Genomic DNA, 21,232 nt, shown 5'->3' with positions numbered 1-21,232 from the left:
ACGAAAGGGCTCCTAAGGTCAGGCGCAAACGTCTGCGCGTCGTCGTGCCCGAACCCGGGCCTGCCGATGCGCTCGAGGAAGGAGAGTGCCATGCGTCGACGCGCTACGCGCCTTGCGGGCGGCGTCACCCTGGTGACCGCGCTCGCGGTGGCTCTGAGCGGTTGTGTCGCCAGCGAGCGGGACGCCGACGGAGGTGAGGGCGGGGGCACTGACGGCACGTTCGTCTTCGCCGGCTCGGCCGAGCCCAGCTCGCTCGACCCCGCGTTCGCCAGCGACGGCGAAACGTTCCGGGTCGCCCGCCAGATCTTCGAGGGCCTGGTCGGTGTCGAGCCCGGCACCGCCGACCCCGCCCCCCTGCTCGCCGAGAGCTGGGACATCAGCGACGACGGCCTGGAGTACACGTTCCACCTCAAGGAGGGCGTGAAGTTCCAGGACGACACGGACTTCGACGCCGAGGCCGTGTGCGCCAACTTCGACCGCTGGCACGACTGGACCGGTCTGGCCGCCCACGAGAACCTCTCGTACTACTACAAGGCGGTCTTCGGCGGTACGGGCGACGACAGCCTGTACGACTCGTGCGAGGCGTCCGACGCGGCCACCGCCGTCATCACGCTGAACACGCCGATCCCCGAGCTGGTCCCGGCGCTGTCGCTGCCGTCGTTCTCGATGCAGTCGCCCACGGCGATGGAGGAGTTCGGCGCGGACGACGTCGAGGGCACGGCCGACGCGCCGAAGCTCACCGAGTACGGCCGGGAGCACCCGGTCGGCACGGGCCCGTACACGTTCCAGGAGTGGAAGAGCGGCGAGAGCGTCACGCTGGCCGCCAACGAGAACTACTGGGGCGAGATCGGCGACGTCAAGACCATCGTCTTCACGGTGATCGCCGACGGCACCGCGCGTCGTCAGGCGCTCGAGGCCGGCGACATCGACGGGTACGACCTGGTCGCGCCCGCCGACGTCGACGCGCTCAAGGAGGCCGGCTACACGATCCTCGACCGCGACGCGTTCAACATCCTGTACCTGGGCATGAACCAGGCGCAGAAGCCGCTGGACGACATCAAGGTCCGCCAGGCGATCGCCTACGCGATCGACAAGGAGGGCCTCGTCCAGGCGACGCTCCCGGAGGGCACGGCGCCCGCCACGCAGTTCGTGCCGGAGATCGTCACGGGCTACAGCGACGACGTCACGACCTACGACTACGACCCCGAGAAGGCCAAGGAGCTCCTCAAGGAGGCCGGCCAGGAGAACCTCGAGCTCGAGTTCAACTACCCGACCGAGGTCTCGCGTCCGTACATGCCGGACCCCGCCGCGATCTACGAGGCCGTCTCCGCGGACCTCGAGGAGGTCGGCATCACGGTCACGGCGACGCCGGAGCCGTGGAGCCCGACGTACATCGACACCATCCAGGGCGGCGAGAAGCACGGTCTGCACCTGCTGGGCTGGACGGGTGACTACAACGACACCTACAACTTCATCGGCACGTTCTTCGGGGCGCCGTCGCTGGAGTGGGGCTTCGACGACCAGGAGGTCTTCGACGCGATCAAGGACGCCCGCAATGCTCCGCTGGACGAGCAGGAGGACGCCTACAAGCACGCCAACGAGGTGATCATGGACGCCCTCCCCGGTGTCCCGCTGGCCAGCCCGGTGCCGTCGCTCGTCGTCGCGCCCGGGGTCGAGGGCTACCCGATCTCCCCGGTGCAGGACGAGGTGTACAGCGTCATCACCCTCGGCGGTGACGAGTAGTCGAGGGGGTAAGGTTCCCTCTCGAACTGCCTGGGGCGCCCACGCCCTAGGGTGAAATACCTCAGGTCGGGGCGCGGCTTCCGCCGCGCCCCGACCGCTGTCCGGAGTCGCCCGGGCCGGCCACGAGCCGGTTGCGCGGTCGACCGATGAACGCATGTCTGTCGAGGAACGATGCTCAGACTGATCGTGCAGCGCCTGCTGCTCCTGATACCCATCCTGCTGGGTCTGTCGATCCTGCTGTTCGGCTGGGTTCGCGCCCTGCCCGGCGGGCCCGTGCAGGCCATGCTCGGCGAGCGGTACACCCCCGAGGCCGCCGCCGAGATCGAGGCCCAGCTCGGCCTCGACCAGCCCCTGATCGTGCAGTACGGCAAGTACCTCATGCGGCTGCTGCAGGGCGACTTCGGCACCTCGCTGCAGAGCGGCCGGCCCGTGATCGACGAGTTCCTCACGCGGTTCCCCGCGACGATCGAGCTCACCGTGGTGGCGCTGGTCTTCGCGATCGGCATCGGCATCCCGCTCGGCTACGTGGCGGCCCGCCGGGCCGGCTCGGTCGTCGACCACTCGGCGGTCGTGGTCTCGCTGATCGGCGTCACGGTGCCCGTGTTCTTCCTGGCCTTCATCCTGAAGTACGTGTTCGCCGTCGAGCTCGGCTGGTTCCCGACGACGGGGCGGCAGAGCGCCACGATGGTCGCGACGCACCCGACGAACTTCTACGTCCTGGACGGCCTGCTCACCGGTGAGTGGGACGCGGCCTGGGACGCGCTGGTGCACCTGATCCTGCCGGGCATCGCGCTCGGCACCATCCCGCTCGCGATCGTGGCCCGCATGACGCGCGCCGCCGTCTCCGAGGTGCAGAACGCCGACTACGTCCGTACGGCGCGGGCCAAGGGCATCAAGCCCGCCCGCCTGCGCGCGGACCACGTGCTGAAGAACGCCATGCTCCCCGTGGTGACGACCATCGGCCTGCAGGTCGGCCTGCTGCTGTCCGGGGCGGTGCTCACCGAGACCGTCTTCGCGTTCAGCGGCATCGGCAGCTTCCTCGCGGACTCCGTCTTCAACGCGGACTACCCGGTCATGCAGGGCTTCGTGCTCATGATCGCCGTGGTCTACGCCCTCGTAAACCTGCTCGTCGACGTGTCGTACGGGCTGATCGACCCCCGGTTGAGGAGGCAGCAGTGAGCGCCAACGAGCTTCCTGTGACCGACGGCGTGGCCGCCGAGCCGCTCCGTACCAGCATCCACGGCGACGGGCCCGGCGGGGAGGACCACGCCGGCGAGGGCGTCTGGGCGCGTGCCTGGCGCACCCTGCGCCGGAACCCCGTCGCGATCATCGGCTTCGTCATCGTCGCCGTGTTCGTCGTGGTGGCGGTGCTCGCGCCGCTGCTCGCCCCGTACGGCCCCACCGAGCTGCCGGGCCGCGCCGAGGTGCGGCCCACCATGATCCCCGGGCCGTCGGCCGAGTACCCGCTCGGCCTGGACCGCTACGGCGGCGACGTGCTGAGCAAGCTGATCTGGGGCGCCCAGGCCTCGCTCCTGGTCGGCGTGCTGTCCACGCTGTTCGGCCTCGTCGGCGGCATGCTGCTGGGCCTGCTCGCCGGCTGGCTGGGCAAGTGGGTCGACTTCGGCGTGATGCGCCTGGTGGACCTGATGCTGTCGGTGCCCTCCCTGCTCCTGGCGGTGTCGATCGCGGCGATCGCCGGCCAGTCCTCGATGTCGGTGATCATCGCCATCGGTGTGGTGCAGATCCCGATCTTCGCCCGCCTGCTGCGCGGCTCGATGCTCGCGCAGCGCGGCCAGGACTACGTGCTGGCCGCGTCCGCGCTGGGCCTCAGCCGGCGTTCGGTGACCATGAGCCACGTGCTGCCCAACAGCATCGGCCCCGTCATCGTGCAGGCGACGCTGACCCTGGCCACGGCAGTGATCGAGGCCGCTGCGCTCTCCTTCCTCGGGCTGGGCGGCGGCGAGCCGTCCACCGCGGAGTGGGGGCGCATGCTGACGGCCGCGCAGCAGGAGCTCGCGGTCGCACCGCGCCTGGCGATCCTGCCCGGTCTCTGCATCGCGATCACGGCACTCGGCTTCACCCTCGTGGGCGAGAGCCTGCGCGAGGCCCTCGACCCCCGGAACAGGACCCGACGATGACCGACATCGCTGACAACACGGCCGACGCCCCGGTGGACGGGCCCGCGGACGCCCCCGTCGACGCCCCGGTGGACGCCCCCGTCGAGGACGTCGTCCTGCGGGTCGAGAACCTGAGCGTCGACTTCCGGACCGAGGGCGGTCCCGCCCGCGCCGTGGCGAACGCCAACCTGACCGTCCGGCGCGGCCAGACGGTCGCGATCGTGGGGGAGTCCGGCTCGGGCAAGACCACGCTCGCCATGGCGGTGCTGGGCCTGCTGGCCAGCAACGGGTCCGTGGCCGAGGGCCACATCTGGTTCAAGGACGAGGACCTGGGCCACATCAGCGCGCAGCGCATGGCGCAGCTGCGGGGCACGGAGCTCGGCCTGGTGCCGCAGGACCCGATGACCAACCTCAACCCGATCCTGCGGATCGGGCAGCAGATCGACGAGGGCCTGATCGACAACGGCCTGCGGACGCGCCGCGACGCGCGCGCCCGCACCGTCGAGCTGCTCGACGAGGTGGGCCTGCCCGACGCCGCCCGCCGAGCGGGCCAGTACCCGCACGAGTTCTCCGGCGGCATGCGCCAGCGGGCGCTCATCGCCATGGGCCTGTCCGGCCGCCCGGCCCTGCTGGTCGCGGACGAGCCGACGTCGGCCCTCGACGTGACCGTGCAGCGGGGCATCCTGGACCAGCTCTCCGGCCTGACCGAGGAGCTCGGCACCGCGGTGCTGCTCATCACGCACGACCTCGGCCTCGCGGCCGAGCGCGCCGACATCGTGGTGGTCATGTACCACGGCGAGATCGTGGAGCAGGGCCCGGCCCGCCAGGTCCTCACCGCGCCGCAGCACGACTACACCAAGCGCCTCATGGCGGCGGCACCGTCGCTCGCCTCGCGGCGCATCGAGATCGCGCGCGAGCGCGGCCTGGAGGACGTGCTGGACGACGCGCTGCTCGCCCCGGGCGAGGCGGCCGAGCCGGCCGACGCGCCGGAGGGGGCGGAGGCCGCGCGTGCCGACGCGGCCCCGCTGGTCTCCGTCAAGGACGTGAGCAAGGTCTTCTCGATCCGCGGCGGTGGCCTGCTGTCCCGGAGCAAGGACTTCACCGCCGTGGACGGCGTGAGCCTCGACATACCGCGCGGCTCCACCGTGGCGGTGGTGGGGGAGTCGGGCTCGGGCAAGTCGACCCTGGCCCGGATGATCCTCGACATCGAGAAGCCCACCACGGGTTCCATCACCTTCGACGGCGGCCTCGTGGGCGCCGGCAAGCACAAGGAGCAGATCGCCTACCGGCGCCGGGTGCAGCCCGTGTTCCAGGACCCGTACTCCTCGCTGGACCCGCTCTACTCGGTGTTCCGGGCGATCGAGGAGCCGCTGCGCGCGCACGACTACGGCGACGCCGCGGCCCGCCGCGCCCGCGTGGAGGAGCTCGCGGAGCAGGTGGCGCTCAGCAAGGGCCAGCTGCGGCGGTTCCCGTCCGAGCTGTCCGGCGGCCAGCGGCAGCGCGTGGCGATCGCCCGCGCGCTGGCGCTGTCGCCCGAGCTCGTGGTGTGCGACGAGGCGGTCTCGGCGCTCGACGTCGTGGTCCAGGCCCAGATCCTGCAGCTGCTCGCCGGCCTGCAGGAGGAGCTGGGGCTGACGTACCTCTTCATCACGCACGACCTCGCGGTCGTGCGGCAGATCGCGGACCGCGTGCTGGTCATGCAGCAGGGTCGCGTGGTCGAGGAGGGTACCGTCGACTCGGTCTTCGACTCGCCGGCCACCGACTACACCCGGGCCCTGCTGGACGCCATCCCGGGCAAGGATCTGGAGCTCGCGCTCTGAGCATGGAGGACCGGATCCGTGCGGTTCGCGCCACCCTGGCTCGCGTTGACCAGGGCGCTGCCGCGCCACTAGGATGACTGGCGGTGCCGTGCGCCTTCCGGCGACCTACCGGCACCTCACGAGCACCGCACCAGCAGAGCTCAACAGACCCTGTCCGTACTACGCCATGTCCGCATCGGAGCATCGAACTCAATGACCATCTCCACCCCTGCGAAGTCCGCACCCCAGGTTGCCGTCAACGACATCGGCACCGAGGAGGACTTCCTTGCTGCCATCGACGCCACCATCAAGTACTTCAACGATGGTGACATCGTCGAAGGCACGATCGTCAAGGTGGACCGTGACGAGGTCCTTCTCGACATCGGCTACAAGACCGAGGGTGTCATCCCGTCCCGGGAGCTCTCGATCAAGCACGACGTCGACCCTGGCGAGGTTGTCGCCGTCGGCGACGCCGTCGAGGCACTTGTCCTCCAGAAGGAGGACAAGGAAGGCCGTCTGATCCTGTCCAAGAAGCGCGCACAGTACGAGCGCGCCTGGGGCACGATCGAGAAGATCAAGGAGGAGGACGGCGTCGTCACCGGCACCGTCATCGAGGTCGTCAAGGGCGGCCTCATCCTCGACATCGGCCTGCGCGGCTTCCTCCCCGCCTCCCTCGTGGAGATGCGTCGTGTCCGCGACCTCCAGCCGTACGTCGGCAAGGAGATCGAGGCCAAGATCATCGAGCTCGACAAGAACCGCAACAACGTCGTGCTCTCGCGCCGTGCCTGGCTCGAGCAGACGCAGTCCGAGGTTCGCTCGACCTTCCTGCAGACGCTGCAGAAGGGCCAGGTGCGCCCGGGTGTCGTCTCCTCGATCGTCAACTTCGGTGCGTTCGTGGACCTCGGCGGCGTCGACGGTCTGGTGCACGTCTCCGAGCTGTCCTGGAAGCACATCGACCACCCGTCCGAGGTCGTCGAGGTGGGCCAGGAGGTCACCGTCGAGGTGCTCGACGTCGACTTCGACCGCGAGCGTGTCTCCCTGTCGCTGAAGGCGACGCAGGAGGACCCGTGGCAGACCTTCGCCCGGACGCACGCCATCGGTCAGGTCGTGCCGGGTAAGGTCACCAAGCTGGTCCCGTTCGGTGCGTTCGTGCGCGTCGAGGACGGCATCGAGGGCCTGGTCCACATCTCGGAGCTGGCCGTGCGCCACGTCGAGCTGCCGGAGCAGGTCGTCACCGTCGGCGCCGAGGTGTTCGTCAAGGTCATCGACATCGACCTGGAGCGCCGCCGCATCTCGCTGTCGCTCAAGCAGGCCAACGAGGGTGTGGACCCGGAGTCCGAGGACTTCGACCCCGCGCTGTACGGCATGGCCGCCGAGTACGACGAGGCCGGGAACTACAAGTACCCGGAGGGCTTCGACCCGGAGACCAACGAGTGGCTCGAGGGCTTCGAGACCCAGCGCGAGTCGTGGGAGGCGGAGTACGCCAAGGCGCACGAGCGCTGGACCGCGCACCGCAAGCAGGTCGCCGAGGCGCTCACCGCGGACACCGAGGCGTCGTCCGAGGCCCCGGCCGCTCCGACCGGTGGCGGCAGCACCAGCTACTCCTCGGCTCCGGTCGAGGAGGCCGGTGGCACGCTGGCTTCGGACGAGGCGCTCGCCGCGCTTCGCGAGAAGCTCACGGGCAACTGACCTGAGCTGATCACCGACGGCCCGTCGCCCCTCCGGGGGCGGCGGGCCGTCGCTGTGTCAGCGGGCACGGCACGGGCCGGCTCGGGGTGCGACCGGGTCCCGCTCTTTTCGGGATACGGTGGCCGGGGCCGACGCCGACCGCCGTCCAACGCTGTGACCTGCGGCGACGCCGTCCGCGACCGCCCCGGGGAGTATCACAGCGTGCGCTGGTCAGGAACGCGGGAGTGCTGTTGGATGTCTGGACATGAGCCGACCCGGACCCGACGAGGTGCGGAGCCCGGTGGCGCGCGAGACGAGTCCGGCGGCCCTCCTCGCTCCCGAGCGGGAGGTCGTGCCGTTCACCGGCCGCGGGCGGGAGCTCGCCGACCTGCGCGCCTGGGTGCGCTCCCGGGAGCCCGTCGCGCTCCGCCTGATGTGCGGGCTCGGCGGCGTCGGCAAGACCCGCCTGGCGCTCGAGCTCGGCCGGCGCCTGCGCCGCACGGGCTGGACCGTGGTGCACGTGCCGCCCGGCGAGGAGGTGGCGGCGGTGGTCGCGGTCGCCGCGGCGCGCCGGGTCCTGCTGGTGGTCGACGACGCGGGGCACCGCCTCGAGCTGCCCGCGATGCTCGACGCCGTCGCGGAGACCCGGACCCGCGGCCGGCTGCGGATCCTGTGCACCGCCCGCACCGGCGGCCAGTGGTGGCGGCGGCAGCGGTGGACCAGCACGCTGTGGGCGGGGCGGACGCCGTCGGTCACGCAGATGGCGCTGGCGCCCGCGTTCGACCGGACGGTGGAGGTCGGGCCGGACCCCGCGCTCGGCCTGGAGGTGGACCGCTCGGAGGACGACCGGGTGCTGCTGGGCACGGCCGTGGCGCGCTTCGCGCGGGCGCTGGACCGGCCGGTGCCCGAGGTCTCGTTCGAGCTCACGCCGGACCACCGGCCGCGCGCCCTCGACCTGCAGGCGGCCGCCCTGGCGGCGGTGCTCGGGCCTGTGCTCGGTCCGGCGGGGCCGGACCCCGACGAGCAGGGACCGGTCGCCGTCGACCCCGCCCGCGGGCTCGAGGCCGTGCTGGACCACGAGCGGGCCGGCTGGGCGGCGTCGGCCCCGGCGGCCGGGCTCGTGGCCGGGCCGGGTGGGAGCGCGGAGGCGGCGCTGGCCACCACGCTGCTGGTGGGGGACACCTCGGAGGCCGGCGTGCGCGCCGCCCTGCGGCGCGCGGGCGTGGAGCCGGACGGCGGGCGGACGGACGAGGCCGTCGCCTGGGTCCGGGCGCACCTGCCCGACGTGCCGCGCCTGGCGGAGCTGCTCGTCTCCCGGGTGCTGGCGGGGCAGGGGCGGCTGATCGAGGCGTGCACGCGGGACCTGGGGCGCCAGGAGGCCTTCGGGGTGCTGGCGTTCGCCACGGCGATGAGCCTGGACCGGCCCGCGACGGGCCGGGACGTCGCCGGGGAGCTGATCGCGGCGGCGGCGTCCGCCCTGCCGGACGACGGGCCGGCGGACCTGGCGGGCCTGATGCGGGTGACGCGCCGGCTGCCGCGCTCGTCGGGCCCGCTGGCGGTGCCCGTGCTGGACCGCCTCACGCACCGCGTCGCGGAGCTCGCCCGCCTCGTGGGCGACGAGGCCACGCAGGGCGAGGCGCTGACCGACCTCGGCGTCGTGCTCATCGCCGAGGGCGAGCCCGCCGCCGCGGTGCAGGTGCTGCAGGAGGCCGTGGGGCTCTGGCGCGGCCTCGCCCGGACGGACGAGGCGCGGTACCGCCCGCCGCTGTGCACCGCGCTGAACAACCTCGGCATCGGCTACTGGGCGGTGGGCCGGCACGCCGACGCCCTCACGGTCCAGGAGGAGGTCATCACCCTGTGCGCCCGGATCGGGCCGGGGGACGCGCCCTGGGCCGACGCCGAGCACGCGCGGGCGCTGCAGAACGCCGGCGTGTCCTACACGGAGCTGGGCCGGACCGGCGAGATCGAGGCCACGCAGCGTGCGTCGCTGGACATCTACCGCCGGCTCGCCGAGGGCGATCCCGTGCAGTACGAGCCGCGGGTCGCCGCGGTGCTGGGCAACTTCGAGGCACTCACGGAGAGCGGCCGGCCCGAGGACGCCCTGCCCGCGAACGCGGAGGCGGTGGCCATCCGGCGGCGGCTGGCCGCGGGCCGGCCCGAGCACCTGGGGGAGCTGGCGTGGTCGCTCGGCCAGCTCGGCACCACCCTGGAGGCGCTCGGGCGGTACGAGGAGGCCGGGTCCGTGCTGGTGGAGGCGCTGCAGATCCAGCGGCGCCTCGCCGACGAGAACCCCCGGGGCACGCGCGCCGACCTGTCGGGCGCCCTGTCGGCGCTCGGCGCCCTGTACTCGACCACGGGCCGCGCCGACGAGGCGCTCCGGCTGGAGCGGGACGCGCTGGAGATCCGGCGCGAGCTCGCCCGCGAGCACCCCGCGCGGTACCTGCACTACCTCGCGCACTCCCTGTCCAACCTGGGCGTCACCTACGCCCGGCGCGGCCGGTTCGACGAGGCCGTGCTGCTCGAGGAGGAGGCGGTGGGCATCCGCCGGGGGCTCGCCCGCCGCAACGCCCGGTCGCTGAAGTACCTCGCGCAGTCGCTGTCCAACCTGGGCGTGCGCTACGCCGACCTGGGCAGGTTCGAGGAGGCGCTGCGCCCCACGCAGGAGGCGGTGGACATGCTGCGCCGGCTCGTGCGGGACCAGCCGGAGAAGTACCGCACCGGCCTCGCGGAGGCGCTGGCGAACCTGGGGGCCACGCTGCTCGACCTGGACAAGCCGACCGAGGCCCTGGGGCCCATGCGGGAGGCGGTCGCGATGCGGCGTCAGCTCACCGTGGAGAACCCCGACAAGCACCGGCCGGACCTCGCGCTCACGCTCTCCAACCTCGCCAGCGCCCTGAGCGCCGCGGGGGACAACGTGGCGGCCCTCGGGCTGGCGCGGGAGGCCGTGGAGCTGCGCCGCCGGCTCGCCGCCGACCTGCCGGAGCGCTACCGCGCCGAGCTGGACCGGTCCCGCGCGGTCCTCGCGCGGATCGAGGCGGCGATCCGGAACCCGACGACGGTCCGGTAGGCGCGGGCAGCCGGCGTCGGGCGCGTCCGGCGGGCAGCCGGCGTCAGGCGTGCTGCGGGTGCTCGTGCGCGACGTGCGTGTGCGGCTCGACCTGGAACGTGGAGTGCTCCACCGCGATGTCGAAGTGCTGCGCCACGCACTCCTGGAGCTGGTCCAGGATGCGGGCGGCGTGCCCGTCGGTGAAGCAGTCGGTGCGCACCACCACGTGGGCGCTGAGCACCGGCAGGCCGGTGGCGATCAGCGACGCGTGCATGTCGTGCACGTCCTCGACGTGGTCGAGGTCCAGCAGGTGGGCACGCACCTCGTCGAGGTCCAGCCCGGGCGGGGAGGACTCCAGGAGCACCGAGACGGTCTCGCGCAGCAGGCGCAGGGCCCGCGGCAGGATCAGCGCGCCGATCAGCAGCCCCGCCACGACGTCGGCGCGCTGCCAGCCCGTGAACGTGATGACCAGGGCCGCGACGACCACCGCGAGCGAGCCCAGCGCGTCGTTCACGACCTCCAGGAACGCGGCGCGCAGGTTCAGGTTCGCCGTCCGGCGCCCGGCCAGGACGGCCAGCGCGGCCAGGTTCCCCGCCAGTCCCACCGCGCCGAAGACGACGAGCTCGGGACCGGGTACCTCGGGCGGCGCGACGAGCCGCAGCACGCCCTCCACCACGACGTACACGCCCACGACCAGCAGCACGCCCGCCTGGGCGAGCGCCGCGATCACCTCCGCCCGCCGGTACCCCCAGGTGCGGCGGGCCGACGGCGGACGCAGCGCCAGGCGGGCCGCGAACAGGGCCATCGCGAGCCCGGCGGCGTCGGTGAGGAGGTGCACCGTGTCGACGAGCAGCGCGAGGCTGCCCGTGAGCAGCGCGCCGACGACCTGCGCGACCAGGACCGCCGCCGTGATGCCGAACGCGGCGGTCAGGCGCCCGCGGCCGCCGTCGGGCAGGTGCTGGTGGTGGTGCGTGTCCACACGGTCCATCCTCCCAGCCGCGGGTGCGGTGCGCCCGGCCCGGGAGCGGTAGCGCTGCCGAGGGGACGGGCGACGTTGTGGGTCCGACCACGGAGCGCGTGCACGCCCCCAGGCGTCAGCACCATCCTGCGACGTCGGCAGGTTCCTTTGACGTCGGCAGTTTGTATCGAGGTCGGCACAGGCCTGTGCCGACCTCGATACAAACTGCCGACTCCGCGGGACAAACTGTGGCCGACCTCCGCTCAGGAGGCCTCGGCGAACTGCGTCCGGTACAGGTCGGCGTACAGGCCGCCGGAGGCGAGCAGCTCGGCGTGCGTCCCGGACTGGACCACCCGCCCGTCGTCGAGCACCACGATGCGGTCCGCGGCGCGCACCGTGGACAGGCGGTGCGCGATGACCAGCGACGTCCGCCCGGCCAGTGCTTGGTCGAGCGCGACCTGGACGGCCGCCTCCGACTCGGAGTCGAGGTGCGCCGTGGCCTCGTCGAGCACCACGACGTCCGGCGCCCGCAGCAGCAGCCGCGCGATCGCCAGGCGCTGCCGCTCGCCGCCCGACAGGCGGTACCCGCGGTCGCCCACGACGGTCTCCAGGCCCTCCGGCAGCCGGTCGACCAGGTCCCAGATGCGCGCCTGGCGCAGCACCCGCTCCAGGTCGGCGTCGGTGGCCTCGGCGCGGACGAACCGCAGGTTCGCCGCGACCGTGTCGTGGAACAGGTGCGCGTCCTGCGAGACGACGCCGACGGTGGCCCGCAGCGACGCGAACGTCACGTCCCGCAGGTCCAGCCCGGCGATGCGGACGGTCCCGGCGGTCGGGTCGTACATGCGGCTGACGAGCTGCGAGACCGTCGTCTTGCCGGCCCCCGACGGGCCCACCAGCGCGACCATCTGCCCGGCGGGCACCTCGAACGAGACGTCGCGCAGCGTGTCCGTCGTCGGGTCCTTGCGCGGCCCGGCCACCGACTCCAGGGACGCGAGCGACACGTCCTCCGCACGCGGGTACCGGAACGTCACGTCCGCGAGCGAGAGCGAGGCACCCCGGGCGGCGACGGCGGGCCGCAGGTCCGCGGCGTCCGGCCGCTCGGCGACCGACGGCTCCAGGTCCAGCACCTCCAGCACGCGCTCGAACGAGACGAGCGCCGTCATCACGTCCACCTGGACGTTCGCCATCGCCGTCAGCGGCCCGTACAGCCGCGTCAGGTACGTGGCCAGCGCCACGACGGTGCCCACGGTGAGCTCGCCCGCGATGGCCTGGAGGCCGCCGAACCCGTAGACGCCCGCGACGGCGAGGGACGCGATGGTGGACAGGCCCACCCGGAACCACGTGCCGAACAGCGCCGTCCGCACACCGAGGTCGCGGCGCTCGCGGGCGGGCCCGGCGAACCGCTCGGACTCGGCGTCCGGGTCGCCGAAGACCTTGACGAGGTGCGCGCCGGCCACGTTGAACCGCTCGTTCATGACCTGGCCCAGGTCGGCGTCGACCTCCATGCCGCGGCGGGTCAGGCCGGCGAGCCGCCGGCCGAACCAGCGGGCCGGGAACACGAACACCGGCACCAGCACGAGCGCCCCGAGGGTGAGCTCCCACGACATCGTGAACATCGCCGCGAGCGTGAACGCGATGGTCAGCGTGTTGGACACGACGGTCTGCAGGGTGGAGGTGAAGGCGCGCTGCGCGCCCAGCACGTCGCCGTTGAGCCGCTGCACGAGCGCCCCGGTCCGGGCGCGGGAGAAGAACGCGAGCGGCATGCGCTGGACGTGGTCGAACACCGCCACCCGCAGGTCCAGGATCAGGCCCTCGCCCACCTGGGACGAGACGAGCCGGTCCGCCACGGAGAGCCCGGCGGCCAGGAGAGCGAGCACGCCGGCCGCGGCCGCCAGCAGCACGACCAGGCGGGTGTCGCCGGCCGTGATCCCGTGGTCGATGAGCCGCTGGAACAGCAGCGGCGTGGCCGCCCCCGCGGCGGCCTCCAGGGCCAGGATCAGCACGAACAGGGTGAGCCGGCCCCGGTAGGGCCGCGCGAACGAGACGATGCGGCGCAGGGTGGCCCAGCCGAGCCGCTGCCGAGTGACGGACTCGTCCTGCGTGAACGAGCGCATCGAGCGGCCTCCGCCCATGCTCCCCCCGCCTCCGTGCATGCTCACCGTCGCATCGTCCTCACCGTCGAATAATCCCACGGGGACGGACCGGCGGCGGCCACGGAGACCCGACAGGCCCCCTCGTGCACACACCCGTACGGACGGTAGCGGGCCCCCTGGGGTGATCCGGACCACACGCGTGTTACGCGTTCCCGGTCGGCCGTGATAGAAACCCTCGATCGGGCGTCTACGCAGGTCGCCCCATGAATCAATGGATGAGTCCATGAATATCGACGGGTGGAGTGCCATGTCTGAGCTCGAGCCGCAGAGCAGCGGGAGCCGGCTGGCCCTGGTGGAGCTGACCGGTGCCGAGGACATGACGGCGGCGCTGCGCGAGCTGCAGGAGCAGTGGGGCCCCGTGGCCCCCGTGGACCTGGAGCCCGGGGTCCCCGGCTGGCTGGTGCTCGGGCACGCCGAGGTCATGGAGGTGATGCGCACGGAGAGCGTCTTCGCCAGGGACCCGCGGCACTGGAGCGAGCGGCTGCCGCTGAACTCCTCGCTGCACGCGATCCTCTCCCCGGCCGGACGGCGCGCGCTGTACTACGCCGACGGCGCGGAGCACCGGCGGCTGCGGCTGCCGGTGGACGAGGCGTTCGCCTCCATCGACGAGGCGCAGACCGCGGCCATGGTGCGCGGCGTCTGCGGCCGGCTCATCGACTCCTTCGCGGACCGGGGTGACGCGGACCTGATCGGCGAGTACGCGGCCGCGGTGTCGTTCCTGGCCGTCTCGGGCATGTTCGGCTTCAGCGAGCCGCAGGGCATCGCCCTGCTGCGCTGCGCGCACGGCGTGTTCGGGCACGGCGGCGACGCGGTGGCGGCGCTGACCACGATGGACCAGATCGTGCTGGACCACGTGCAGGCCACCCGGCAGAACCCGGGGCCCAACCTGACCGCCAAGTTCGTCGCGCACCCCAACTTCGAGGACGACACGGAGATCGTGCACTCGATGGTGGTGGCGATCTGCGCGGCCAACGAGATGCTGGTGACCTGGATCGCGGCCACGCTGCGCCGCATGCTGACCGACCCGCGGTACACGGGCCGTGTCACGGGGGTGCGCCGCGGGCTGGACGACGCGATGGACGAGACGCTCTGGGGCGAGCCGCCCGTCGCCAACCTGCCCGCCCGGTACGCCGTGACCGACTGCACGCTGGGCCGGGCGCAGATCCGGGCCGGCGACGCGATCGTGATGGGCCTGGCCGCCGCGAACAACGACCCGCGGGTGCGCACCGAGGACGACCTGTTCGAGGCCGGCAACCGGTCGCACCTGTCGTTCGGCGTCGGGCCGCACGCGTGCCCCGCCCGCCGCCCGGGGCGTCTCGTGGTGAAGATCGCCGTCGAGAGCCTGATGGAGCGCCTGGACCTGCGGCTCACCGACCCGCAGGTCACGTGGGCGCCGTCGCCGTGGTCGCGCTACCCGGCCGTGCTGCCGGTGGCGTTCACGCCCGAGCGCAAGCCCACGCGGACGCCGGCCCGGGTCTGAGGACCCGGGCCGCCCGGCCCTATCGGCCCGCCGCGTCGACGAACCGCGTGCTCGCGTCCGAGATCCGGGACCGGGCCTCGTCGTGGGTGATCGTCGCGGTGCCGTCGCCGGGCTGCGGCCCGTAGTCGCCGAAGAAGGCGTGGACCGCGCCGTCCACCACGGTGTACGTGGTGGACGACGGCAGGCTCGGGCGCGCGGCGTCGATCTTGGCGGGCGTGGCGAGCCCGTCCCGCGAGGCGGAGACGGACTCGACGGCCACCGGCAGCGAGCTCAGGTCCTCGGCCGGGTAGGACGCGTACAGCAGCAGGCCGACGGCGGGCGCGTCGGTGTCGTCGGCCGCGCCGGCGGCGTCCGTGGACGCGACGACGCCGCCGAGCGAGTGCCCGCCCACGACCCAGCGCTCCGCGGCCGGGACCGCCTCCCGGGCGGCGTCGAAGGCCCCGCCGGCGAGGAACGCGACGGCGAGCGGCTGCTTGGCGATCACCACCGTGTGCCCCGCCTCGGCCAGCGGCCGGAGCACCGCGGCGTAGGCGCGCGCCTCGACCTTGGCGCCGGGCTGGAAGAACACGGCGGTCCCGGTGGCCTCCCCGCCGGCGCCCTCGGCCGCCGCCTCGGCCGGCGCGAGCACCACCCGCGTGGCGGACTCGGTGACGGTGACGGCCTCGTCCGAGAACATCGCGGTCAGCGCCGGCTCCACGGCGGTGAACGGGCGCAGCCAGGCCAGGGCGGCGATCCAGCCGGCCCCCGCGACGACCAGCGCCACGTCCAGGACCCGGCGCGAGCCCGGCCGGGCGGTCCGCGGGCGGACGCCGCGCCACAGCGCCCACGCGCAGCCCAGGACGGTCAGGACCAGCAGCACGGCGTACGCGGGATGCCCGTGCACCACCGCGCCCCACGCCGTCAGGCAGGCCCACAGCACGACGACCAGCCCGGCGGAGGCGACCGCCCGGGTGGTCCAGGTGAGCCAGGCCGGGCGGCCCCTGTCGACGATCATCGTGCTCCTTCGTGCTGGCGTACTGTGGTCCCGTGCCCGTCCAGGTCGCGGGACGTGCGGTCACACCGTACGTGCCGACCGGGACCACGGCAGAACTCCAACGATCCCGGCACTGAGGACCCCATGTTCCGCATCGGACTGACCGGAGGGATCGCGGCCGGCAAGTCGGTCGCGACCGAGCGCCTGGCCGAGCTCGGCGCCGTCGTCGTCGACCACGACCTGCTGGCCCGGGAGGCCGTCGCCCCCGGCTCAGTCGGCCTGGCCGAGATCGTCGAGGCGTTCGGCCCCGGCGCCCTCACGGCGGACGGCGGCCTCGACCGCCCGGCCCTCGGGGCCCTGGTGTTCGCGGACGCCGCCGCGCGCACCCGCCTGAACGAGATCGTGCACCCCGAGGTGCGCCGGCTCTCCGCGGAGCGCGAGGCCATGGCGGGCGCCGCCGACCCCGCCGCCGTCGTGGTGCACGACATCCCGCTGCTGGTCGAGACCGGGCAGGCCGAGCACTTCCACCTCGTCGTCGTGGTGCACACCCCCGCGGAGCAGCGCGTGCGCCGCCTCGTGGAGGGCCGGGGCCTGTCCGAGGACGCCGCCCGGGCCCGCATCGCGGCGCAGGCCGGCGACGACGAGCGGCTCGCCGCCGCCGACGTCACCCTCGACGGTTCGGGCAGCGAGGACGACCTGCGCTCCCAGGTCGATACGCTGTGGCAGCGCGTGGCCGGCGAGGTCGCGCAGGAGGCGGAGGCGGACACCGTCTGAACCGGGCCGCCCCGGGGGAGGAGCAGGCACGATGAAGGTTCTGGTCACGGGGTTCGAGCCGTTCGGCGGCGACGCCGTCAACGCCTCCGCCGAGGCGGTCGCCGCGCTCGCGGAGCGCTGGGCGGGACCCGAGGAGCTGGTCACCGCCGTCCTCCCGGTCGAGTTCGACCAGGTCCGCGGGCCGGACGGCCCGTTCCTGCGCCTGCTGGACGAGCACCGGCCCGACGTCGTCGTCGCCGTGGGCCTGGCCGCCGGCGTCACCCAGGTGCGGGTCGAGCGGGTGGCGATCAACCTGATGGACGCGCGCATCCCCGACAACGGCGGCGCCCAGCCGGTCGACGCCCCGGTGGTCGACGGCGGCCCCGACGCCCGGTTCGCCACCCTCCCCGTCAAGGCGGCGGTCGACGCCGTCCGCGCGGCCGGCATCCCCGCCGGCGTCACCTACAGCGCCGGCACGTACGTCTGCAACGCCACCTTCTACGCCCTCCAGGACGCGCTGGCCGCGCGGCCCGGCGTGCTCTCCGGCTTCGTGCACGTGCCGCGCACCACGGAGGAGGTCGGGGCCGAGGCGTCGGCGTCCGCCCTCGTGGACGGCGGCGAGGCGCACCTCCCGGTGGGTGAGCTCGCCCGCGCGCTGGAGATCGTGGTGCGCACGGCGCTCGCGGCGGCCCGCGGCGAGGTGGCGGAACCCGCCGTGGCGGGCGGGACGCTGCACTGAGGACCTGAGTGTCAGTGGTCCGCCGTACGGTAGTGACATGCGACCCGTGACCGATCTGCAGCGCACGGTGGCCCCGTTCGAGGTCATCTCCGAGTACCAGCCCGCCGGCGACCAGCCGACGGCCATCGCCGACCTGACCGAACGTATCCAGGCGGGCGAGAAGGACGTGGTGCTGCTCGGCGCCACGGGTACGGGCAAGTCCGCGACCACGGCCTGGCTCGTCGAGAAGCTCCAGCGCCCCACCCTGGTCATGGCGCCCAACAAGACGCTCGCCGCGCAGCTCGCCACGGAGTTCCGCGAGCTGCTGCCGAACAACGCCGTCGAGTACTTCGTCTCGTACTACGACTACTACCAGCCCGAGGCGTACATCGCGCAGACGGACACCTACATCGAGAAGGACTCCTCGATCAACGACGAGGTGGAGCGCCTGCGGCACTCCGCCACCTCGTCGCTGCTGACGCGGCGCGACGTCGTCGTGGTCGCCTCGGTGTCCTGCATCTACGGCCTGGGCACGCCGCAGGAGTACGTCGACCGCATGGTCCGGCTCGACGTCGGGGACGTCGTGGACCGTGACGACCTGCTGCGCCAGTTCGTCACCATGCAGTACACGCGCAACGACATGTCGTTCACGCGCGGCACGTTCCGGGTGCGCGGCGACACGGTGGAGATCATCCCGGTGTACGAGGAGCTCGCCATCCGCATCGAGATGTTCGGCGACGAGATCGAGTCGATCCAGACGCTCCACCCGCTCACGGGCGACGTGGTGCGCAGCGAGGAGTCGATCTACGTGTTCCCGGCCACGCACTACGTGGCGGGCCCGGAGCGCATGGAGCGCGCCATCGGCGGCATCGAGAAGGAGCTCGAGGAGCGGCTGGCCGAGCTGGAGAAGCAGGGCAAGCTGCTGGAGGCGCAGCGGCTGCGCATGCGCACCACCTACGACATCGAGATGATGCGCTCGATCGGCACCTGCGCCGGCATCGAGAACTACTCGATGCACATCGACGGCCGCGAGCCGGGCACCGCGCCCAACACGCTGCTCGACTACTTCCCCGAGGACTTCCTGCTCGTCATCGACGAGTCGCACCAGACGGTGCCGCAGATCGGGGCGATGTTCGAGGGCGACGCGTCCCGCAAGCGCGCGCTCGTCGACCACGGCTTCCGGCTGCCGAGCGCGATGGACAACCGCCCCCTGAAGTGGGAGGAGTTCACCGAGCGCATCGGGCAGACCGTGTACCTCTCGGCCACGCCCGGCGACTACGAGCGCTCGCTGTCGGACGGCGTCGTCGAGCAGGTCATCCGCCCCACGGGCCTGATCGACCCCGAGGTCGTCGTCAAGCCGACGACCGGCCAGATCGACGACCTGCTGGGCGAGATCCGTGACCGCGTGGACCGCGACGAGCGCGTCCTGGTGACCACGCTGACCAAGAAGATGGCCGAGGACCTCACGGACTACTTCCTGGAGCGCAACGTCCGGGTGCGCTACCTGCACTCCGACGTGGACACGCTGCGCCGCGTCGAGCTGCTGCGCGAGCTGCGGCTCGGGGAGTACGACGTGCTCGTCGGCATCAACCTGCTGCGCGAGGGCCTCGACCTGCCCGAGGTGTCGCTGGTCGCGATCCTCGACGCCGACAAGGAGGGCTTCCTGCGGTCCGGCCGGTCGCTGATCCAGACGATCGGCCGCGCGGCACGTAACGTGTCGGGCCAGGTGCACATGTACGCGGACAAGATCACGCCCGCCATGCAGATGGCGCTGGACGAGACCAACCGGCGTCGCGAGAAGCAGATCGCGTACAACACCGAGCGGGGCCTGGACCCCCAGCCGCTGCGCAAGAAGATCGCCGACGTGACCGACATGCTCGCGCGCGAGGACCTCGACACGGCCGAGCTGCTGGCCGGCGGGTACCGCAACAGCCGCAGGTCGAAGGGCGAGGGCCGGGCCCCGGTGCCGGGTTCGCCCAAGGAGGCCGCGACGTCGGGCAACCGGCTGTCGGGCGCCGCCGCGAGCGAGCTGGCCGAGCTCATCCAGGAGCTCGCCGACCAGATGCACGCCGCCGCCGCGGAGCTGCAGTTCGAGGTCGCCGCGCGCCTGCGCGACGAGATCTCGGGGCTCAAGAAGGAGCTGCGGCAGATGCAGGCCGCGACGGCCTGAGGCCGGCGCCGACCACGGACGGACCAGGCAGACGGACGGACGAGACGGACGGAGTACCTCGGCATGGCGCGGACGTTCCAGGTGACCTTCGACGCGACCGACCCGCGCGCGCTGGGAGACTTCTGGTGCGAGGTGCTCGGCTACGTGCGTGACGCGCCTCCCGCTGGCTTCGCCACCTGGGAGGAGGCCCTGACCGCCTGGGGTGTGCCCGAGCAACGGTGGAACGACAAGAACGCCGTCAGCGACCCGGACGGCGTGGGCCCGCGCATCTTCATCCAGAAGGTGCCCGAGCCCAAGGCGGCCAAGAACCGCGTGCACCTCGACGTCGACGTGGCCGCGGGCCTGGCCGGTGAGGAGCGGATCGTGAAGATCCGCGCCGAGGCGGAGCGGGTCACCGCGCTCGGGGCCCGCGTCGTCGACGAGGTGGCCGAGCTCGGTGAGTTCTGGATCGTGCTGCGCGACCCCGAGGGCAACGAGTTCTGCCTGCAGTGACCTGCCGGGAGGGAGGCACCGAGTTCATCCTTGACCCGCTCACGGCGCCCGGAGGACCCTGATCGCGCAGGGTGGCAGCGCACGTCGGGAGAAGTGGCGGGACCGGATGCGGGCTCTGACGCAGGACAGGTACGGCTGGGACGCCCTCGCGGTCCGCGACGTCCCCGACCCGGTGCCCGGTGAGGGCCAGGTGCTCGTCCAGGTGCACGCGGCCGGCGTCAACCCCTACGACTGGCACTACGCCGCCGGGCAGCCGCTGATCGCCCGCCCGACGCTCGGCGGCCTCACCGGCCCGCGGCCCCCGGTGCGGGGCGCGGACCTCTCGGGCGTCGTGGTCGAGGCCGGTCCGGGCGTCACCACGTTCGGTCCGGGCGACGAGGTCCACGGCTTCGGGACGAGCGGCACGTTCGCGGAGCTGGCGCTCGCGGACGTCGGCAGCATCGCCCGCAAGCCGGTCGACCTCGCCCACGTCGAGGCGGCGGCGATGCCGATGGCCGCCGTCACGGCCCTGCAGTTCCTGCGCGCCGCCGAGCTCACGGCCGGGCAGAACATCGCGATCACGGGCGCCGGCGGCGGGATCGGGCACTTCGCGGTGCAGATCGCGGCGGCCTGGGGTGCGAACGTGACCGGGGTGTGCGGTCCGCGCAACGCCGCGATGGTGCGCGAGCTCGGCGCGTCCGAGGTCGTCGACTACACGCAGGACGACGTGACGGCGGGCGAGCCGCGCTTCGACGTCGTCCTCACCAATGCGGGCCGGTACCCGCTGCGGGCGCTCGGCCGCGTGCTCGTGCCGGGCGGGCTGCTCCTGGCCAACGACGGGAGCCGGGAGGGCCTGCTCGGCCCCCTGCCCGAGCTGGCGGTGGCGCCGCTCCTGTCGCGGTTCCGGCCGTACCGGGTCGTGAACGTCACGGCGACCACGAGCGGCGAGGACCTGGCCGTGCTGGACGGCATGGTCGCCGACGGCGTGCTGCTGCCGATCGTGAGCGCCACCTACCCGCTGGAGCGCGCCGTGACCGCCGTCCGGCAGGTGGCCGGACACGGGCACGCGCGCGGCAAGCTGGTGGTCACGCTCCGCTGAACGTGCCGTAGATCACGTACGGGAACAAACCTGACGTCCCGTATGCTCTCCCTCTGTTGGAGGGGAGTACCTCAGAACGGCCCG

Annotated in this window: 15 protein-coding genes; 12 read left to right on the top strand and 3 right to left on the bottom strand. The window is 73.0% G+C overall.

What is annotated here, in order from left to right; translation table 11 throughout:
* Positions 1 to 90: 90 nt before the first annotated feature.
* The 6 genes from ACH45N_RS18155 (at position 91) to ACH45N_RS18130 (ending at position 10,394) form a co-directional block, all read left to right on the top strand.
* A complete protein-coding gene (locus ACH45N_RS18155) occupies positions 91 to 1,743 on the top strand; it encodes an ABC transporter substrate-binding protein (protein WP_397396347.1) in 1,653 nt (550 codons plus the stop codon).
* 171 nt (positions 1,744 to 1,914) lie between these two features.
* Positions 1,915 to 2,922, top strand: a complete 1,008-nt coding sequence (locus tag ACH45N_RS18150; protein ID WP_397396345.1) for an ABC transporter permease — start codon at positions 1,915 to 1,917, stop codon at positions 2,920 to 2,922.
* A gap of 56 nt (positions 2,923 to 2,978) precedes the next feature.
* Positions 2,979 to 3,881, top strand: coding sequence for an ABC transporter permease (locus ACH45N_RS18145; RefSeq protein ID WP_397397509.1), 903 nt, complete (start codon positions 2,979 to 2,981; stop codon positions 3,879 to 3,881).
* A complete protein-coding gene (locus ACH45N_RS18140) occupies positions 3,878 to 5,680 on the top strand; it encodes a dipeptide ABC transporter ATP-binding protein (protein WP_397396343.1) in 1,803 nt (600 codons plus the stop codon). Before ACH45N_RS18145 ends, ACH45N_RS18140 begins: the two co-directional genes overlap by 4 nt.
* A 192-nt stretch (positions 5,681 to 5,872) precedes the next feature.
* On the top strand, positions 5,873 to 7,348 hold the full coding sequence (gene rpsA / locus ACH45N_RS18135) for a 30S ribosomal protein S1 (protein ID WP_397396341.1): 1,476 nt from the start codon (positions 5,873 to 5,875) through the stop codon (positions 7,346 to 7,348).
* 244 nt (positions 7,349 to 7,592) lie between these two features.
* On the top strand, positions 7,593 to 10,394 hold the full coding sequence (locus ACH45N_RS18130) for a tetratricopeptide repeat protein (RefSeq protein ID WP_397396339.1): 2,802 nt from the start codon (positions 7,593 to 7,595) through the stop codon (positions 10,392 to 10,394).
* Positions 10,395 to 10,437: 43 nt separating this feature from the next.
* On the opposite strand, the gene ACH45N_RS18125 is transcribed toward ACH45N_RS18130, so the two are convergent.
* Together ACH45N_RS18125 and ACH45N_RS18120 are read right to left on the bottom strand one after the other, a co-directional pair.
* A complete protein-coding gene (locus ACH45N_RS18125) occupies positions 10,438 to 11,361 on the bottom strand; it encodes a cation diffusion facilitator family transporter (RefSeq protein ID WP_397396337.1) in 924 nt (307 codons plus the stop codon).
* A 233-nt stretch (positions 11,362 to 11,594) separates the two neighbouring features.
* Positions 11,595 to 13,484 carry an ABC transporter ATP-binding protein gene (locus ACH45N_RS18120; protein WP_397397507.1) on the bottom strand — a complete coding sequence of 630 codons (1,890 nt, stop codon included), beginning with the start codon at positions 13,482 to 13,484 and terminating at the stop codon, positions 11,595 to 11,597.
* A gap of 247 nt (positions 13,485 to 13,731) precedes the next feature.
* Between ACH45N_RS18120 and ACH45N_RS18115 the strand changes: the two genes are divergently transcribed.
* Positions 13,732 to 14,964, top strand: a complete 1,233-nt coding sequence (locus ACH45N_RS18115) for a cytochrome P450 (protein ID WP_397396335.1) — start codon at positions 13,732 to 13,734, stop codon at positions 14,962 to 14,964.
* A 19-nt stretch (positions 14,965 to 14,983) separates the two neighbouring features.
* On the opposite strand, the gene ACH45N_RS18110 is transcribed toward ACH45N_RS18115, so the two are convergent.
* Positions 14,984 to 15,958, bottom strand: coding sequence for an alpha/beta hydrolase (locus ACH45N_RS18110; protein WP_397396333.1), 975 nt, complete (start codon positions 15,956 to 15,958; stop codon positions 14,984 to 14,986).
* A 123-nt stretch (positions 15,959 to 16,081) separates the two neighbouring features.
* Here ACH45N_RS18110 and coaE point away from each other — a divergent pair, with 123 nt between their 5' ends.
* The 5 genes from coaE (at position 16,082) to ACH45N_RS18085 (ending at position 21,148) form a co-directional block, all read left to right on the top strand.
* Positions 16,082 to 16,711 (top strand): dephospho-CoA kinase, encoded by a 630-nt coding sequence (gene coaE / locus ACH45N_RS18105; RefSeq protein ID WP_397396331.1) that lies wholly within the window; start codon positions 16,082 to 16,084, stop codon positions 16,709 to 16,711.
* A 31-nt stretch (positions 16,712 to 16,742) separates the two neighbouring features.
* On the top strand, positions 16,743 to 17,429 hold the full coding sequence (locus tag ACH45N_RS18100; protein WP_397396329.1) for a pyroglutamyl-peptidase I: 687 nt from the start codon (positions 16,743 to 16,745) through the stop codon (positions 17,427 to 17,429).
* A gap of 37 nt (positions 17,430 to 17,466) precedes the next feature.
* Positions 17,467 to 19,578 (top strand): excinuclease ABC subunit UvrB, encoded by a 2,112-nt coding sequence (gene uvrB, locus ACH45N_RS18095; RefSeq protein ID WP_397396327.1) that lies wholly within the window; start codon positions 17,467 to 17,469, stop codon positions 19,576 to 19,578.
* A gap of 63 nt (positions 19,579 to 19,641) precedes the next feature.
* Entirely contained in the window at positions 19,642 to 20,070 is a 429-nt protein-coding gene (locus ACH45N_RS18090) for a VOC family protein (RefSeq protein WP_397396325.1), read from the top strand.
* A gap of 106 nt (positions 20,071 to 20,176) precedes the next feature.
* Positions 20,177 to 21,148, top strand: a complete 972-nt coding sequence (locus ACH45N_RS18085) for an NAD(P)-dependent alcohol dehydrogenase (protein ID WP_397396323.1) — start codon at positions 20,177 to 20,179, stop codon at positions 21,146 to 21,148.
* Positions 21,149 to 21,232: the final 84 nt, after the last annotated feature.

It is taken from the genome of Promicromonospora sp. NPDC019610 (genome assembly GCF_044389365.1).
Classification (GTDB): Bacteria; Actinomycetota; Actinomycetes; order Actinomycetales; family Cellulomonadaceae; genus Promicromonospora.
This window is presented reverse-complemented; position numbering and strand designations above follow the sequence as displayed.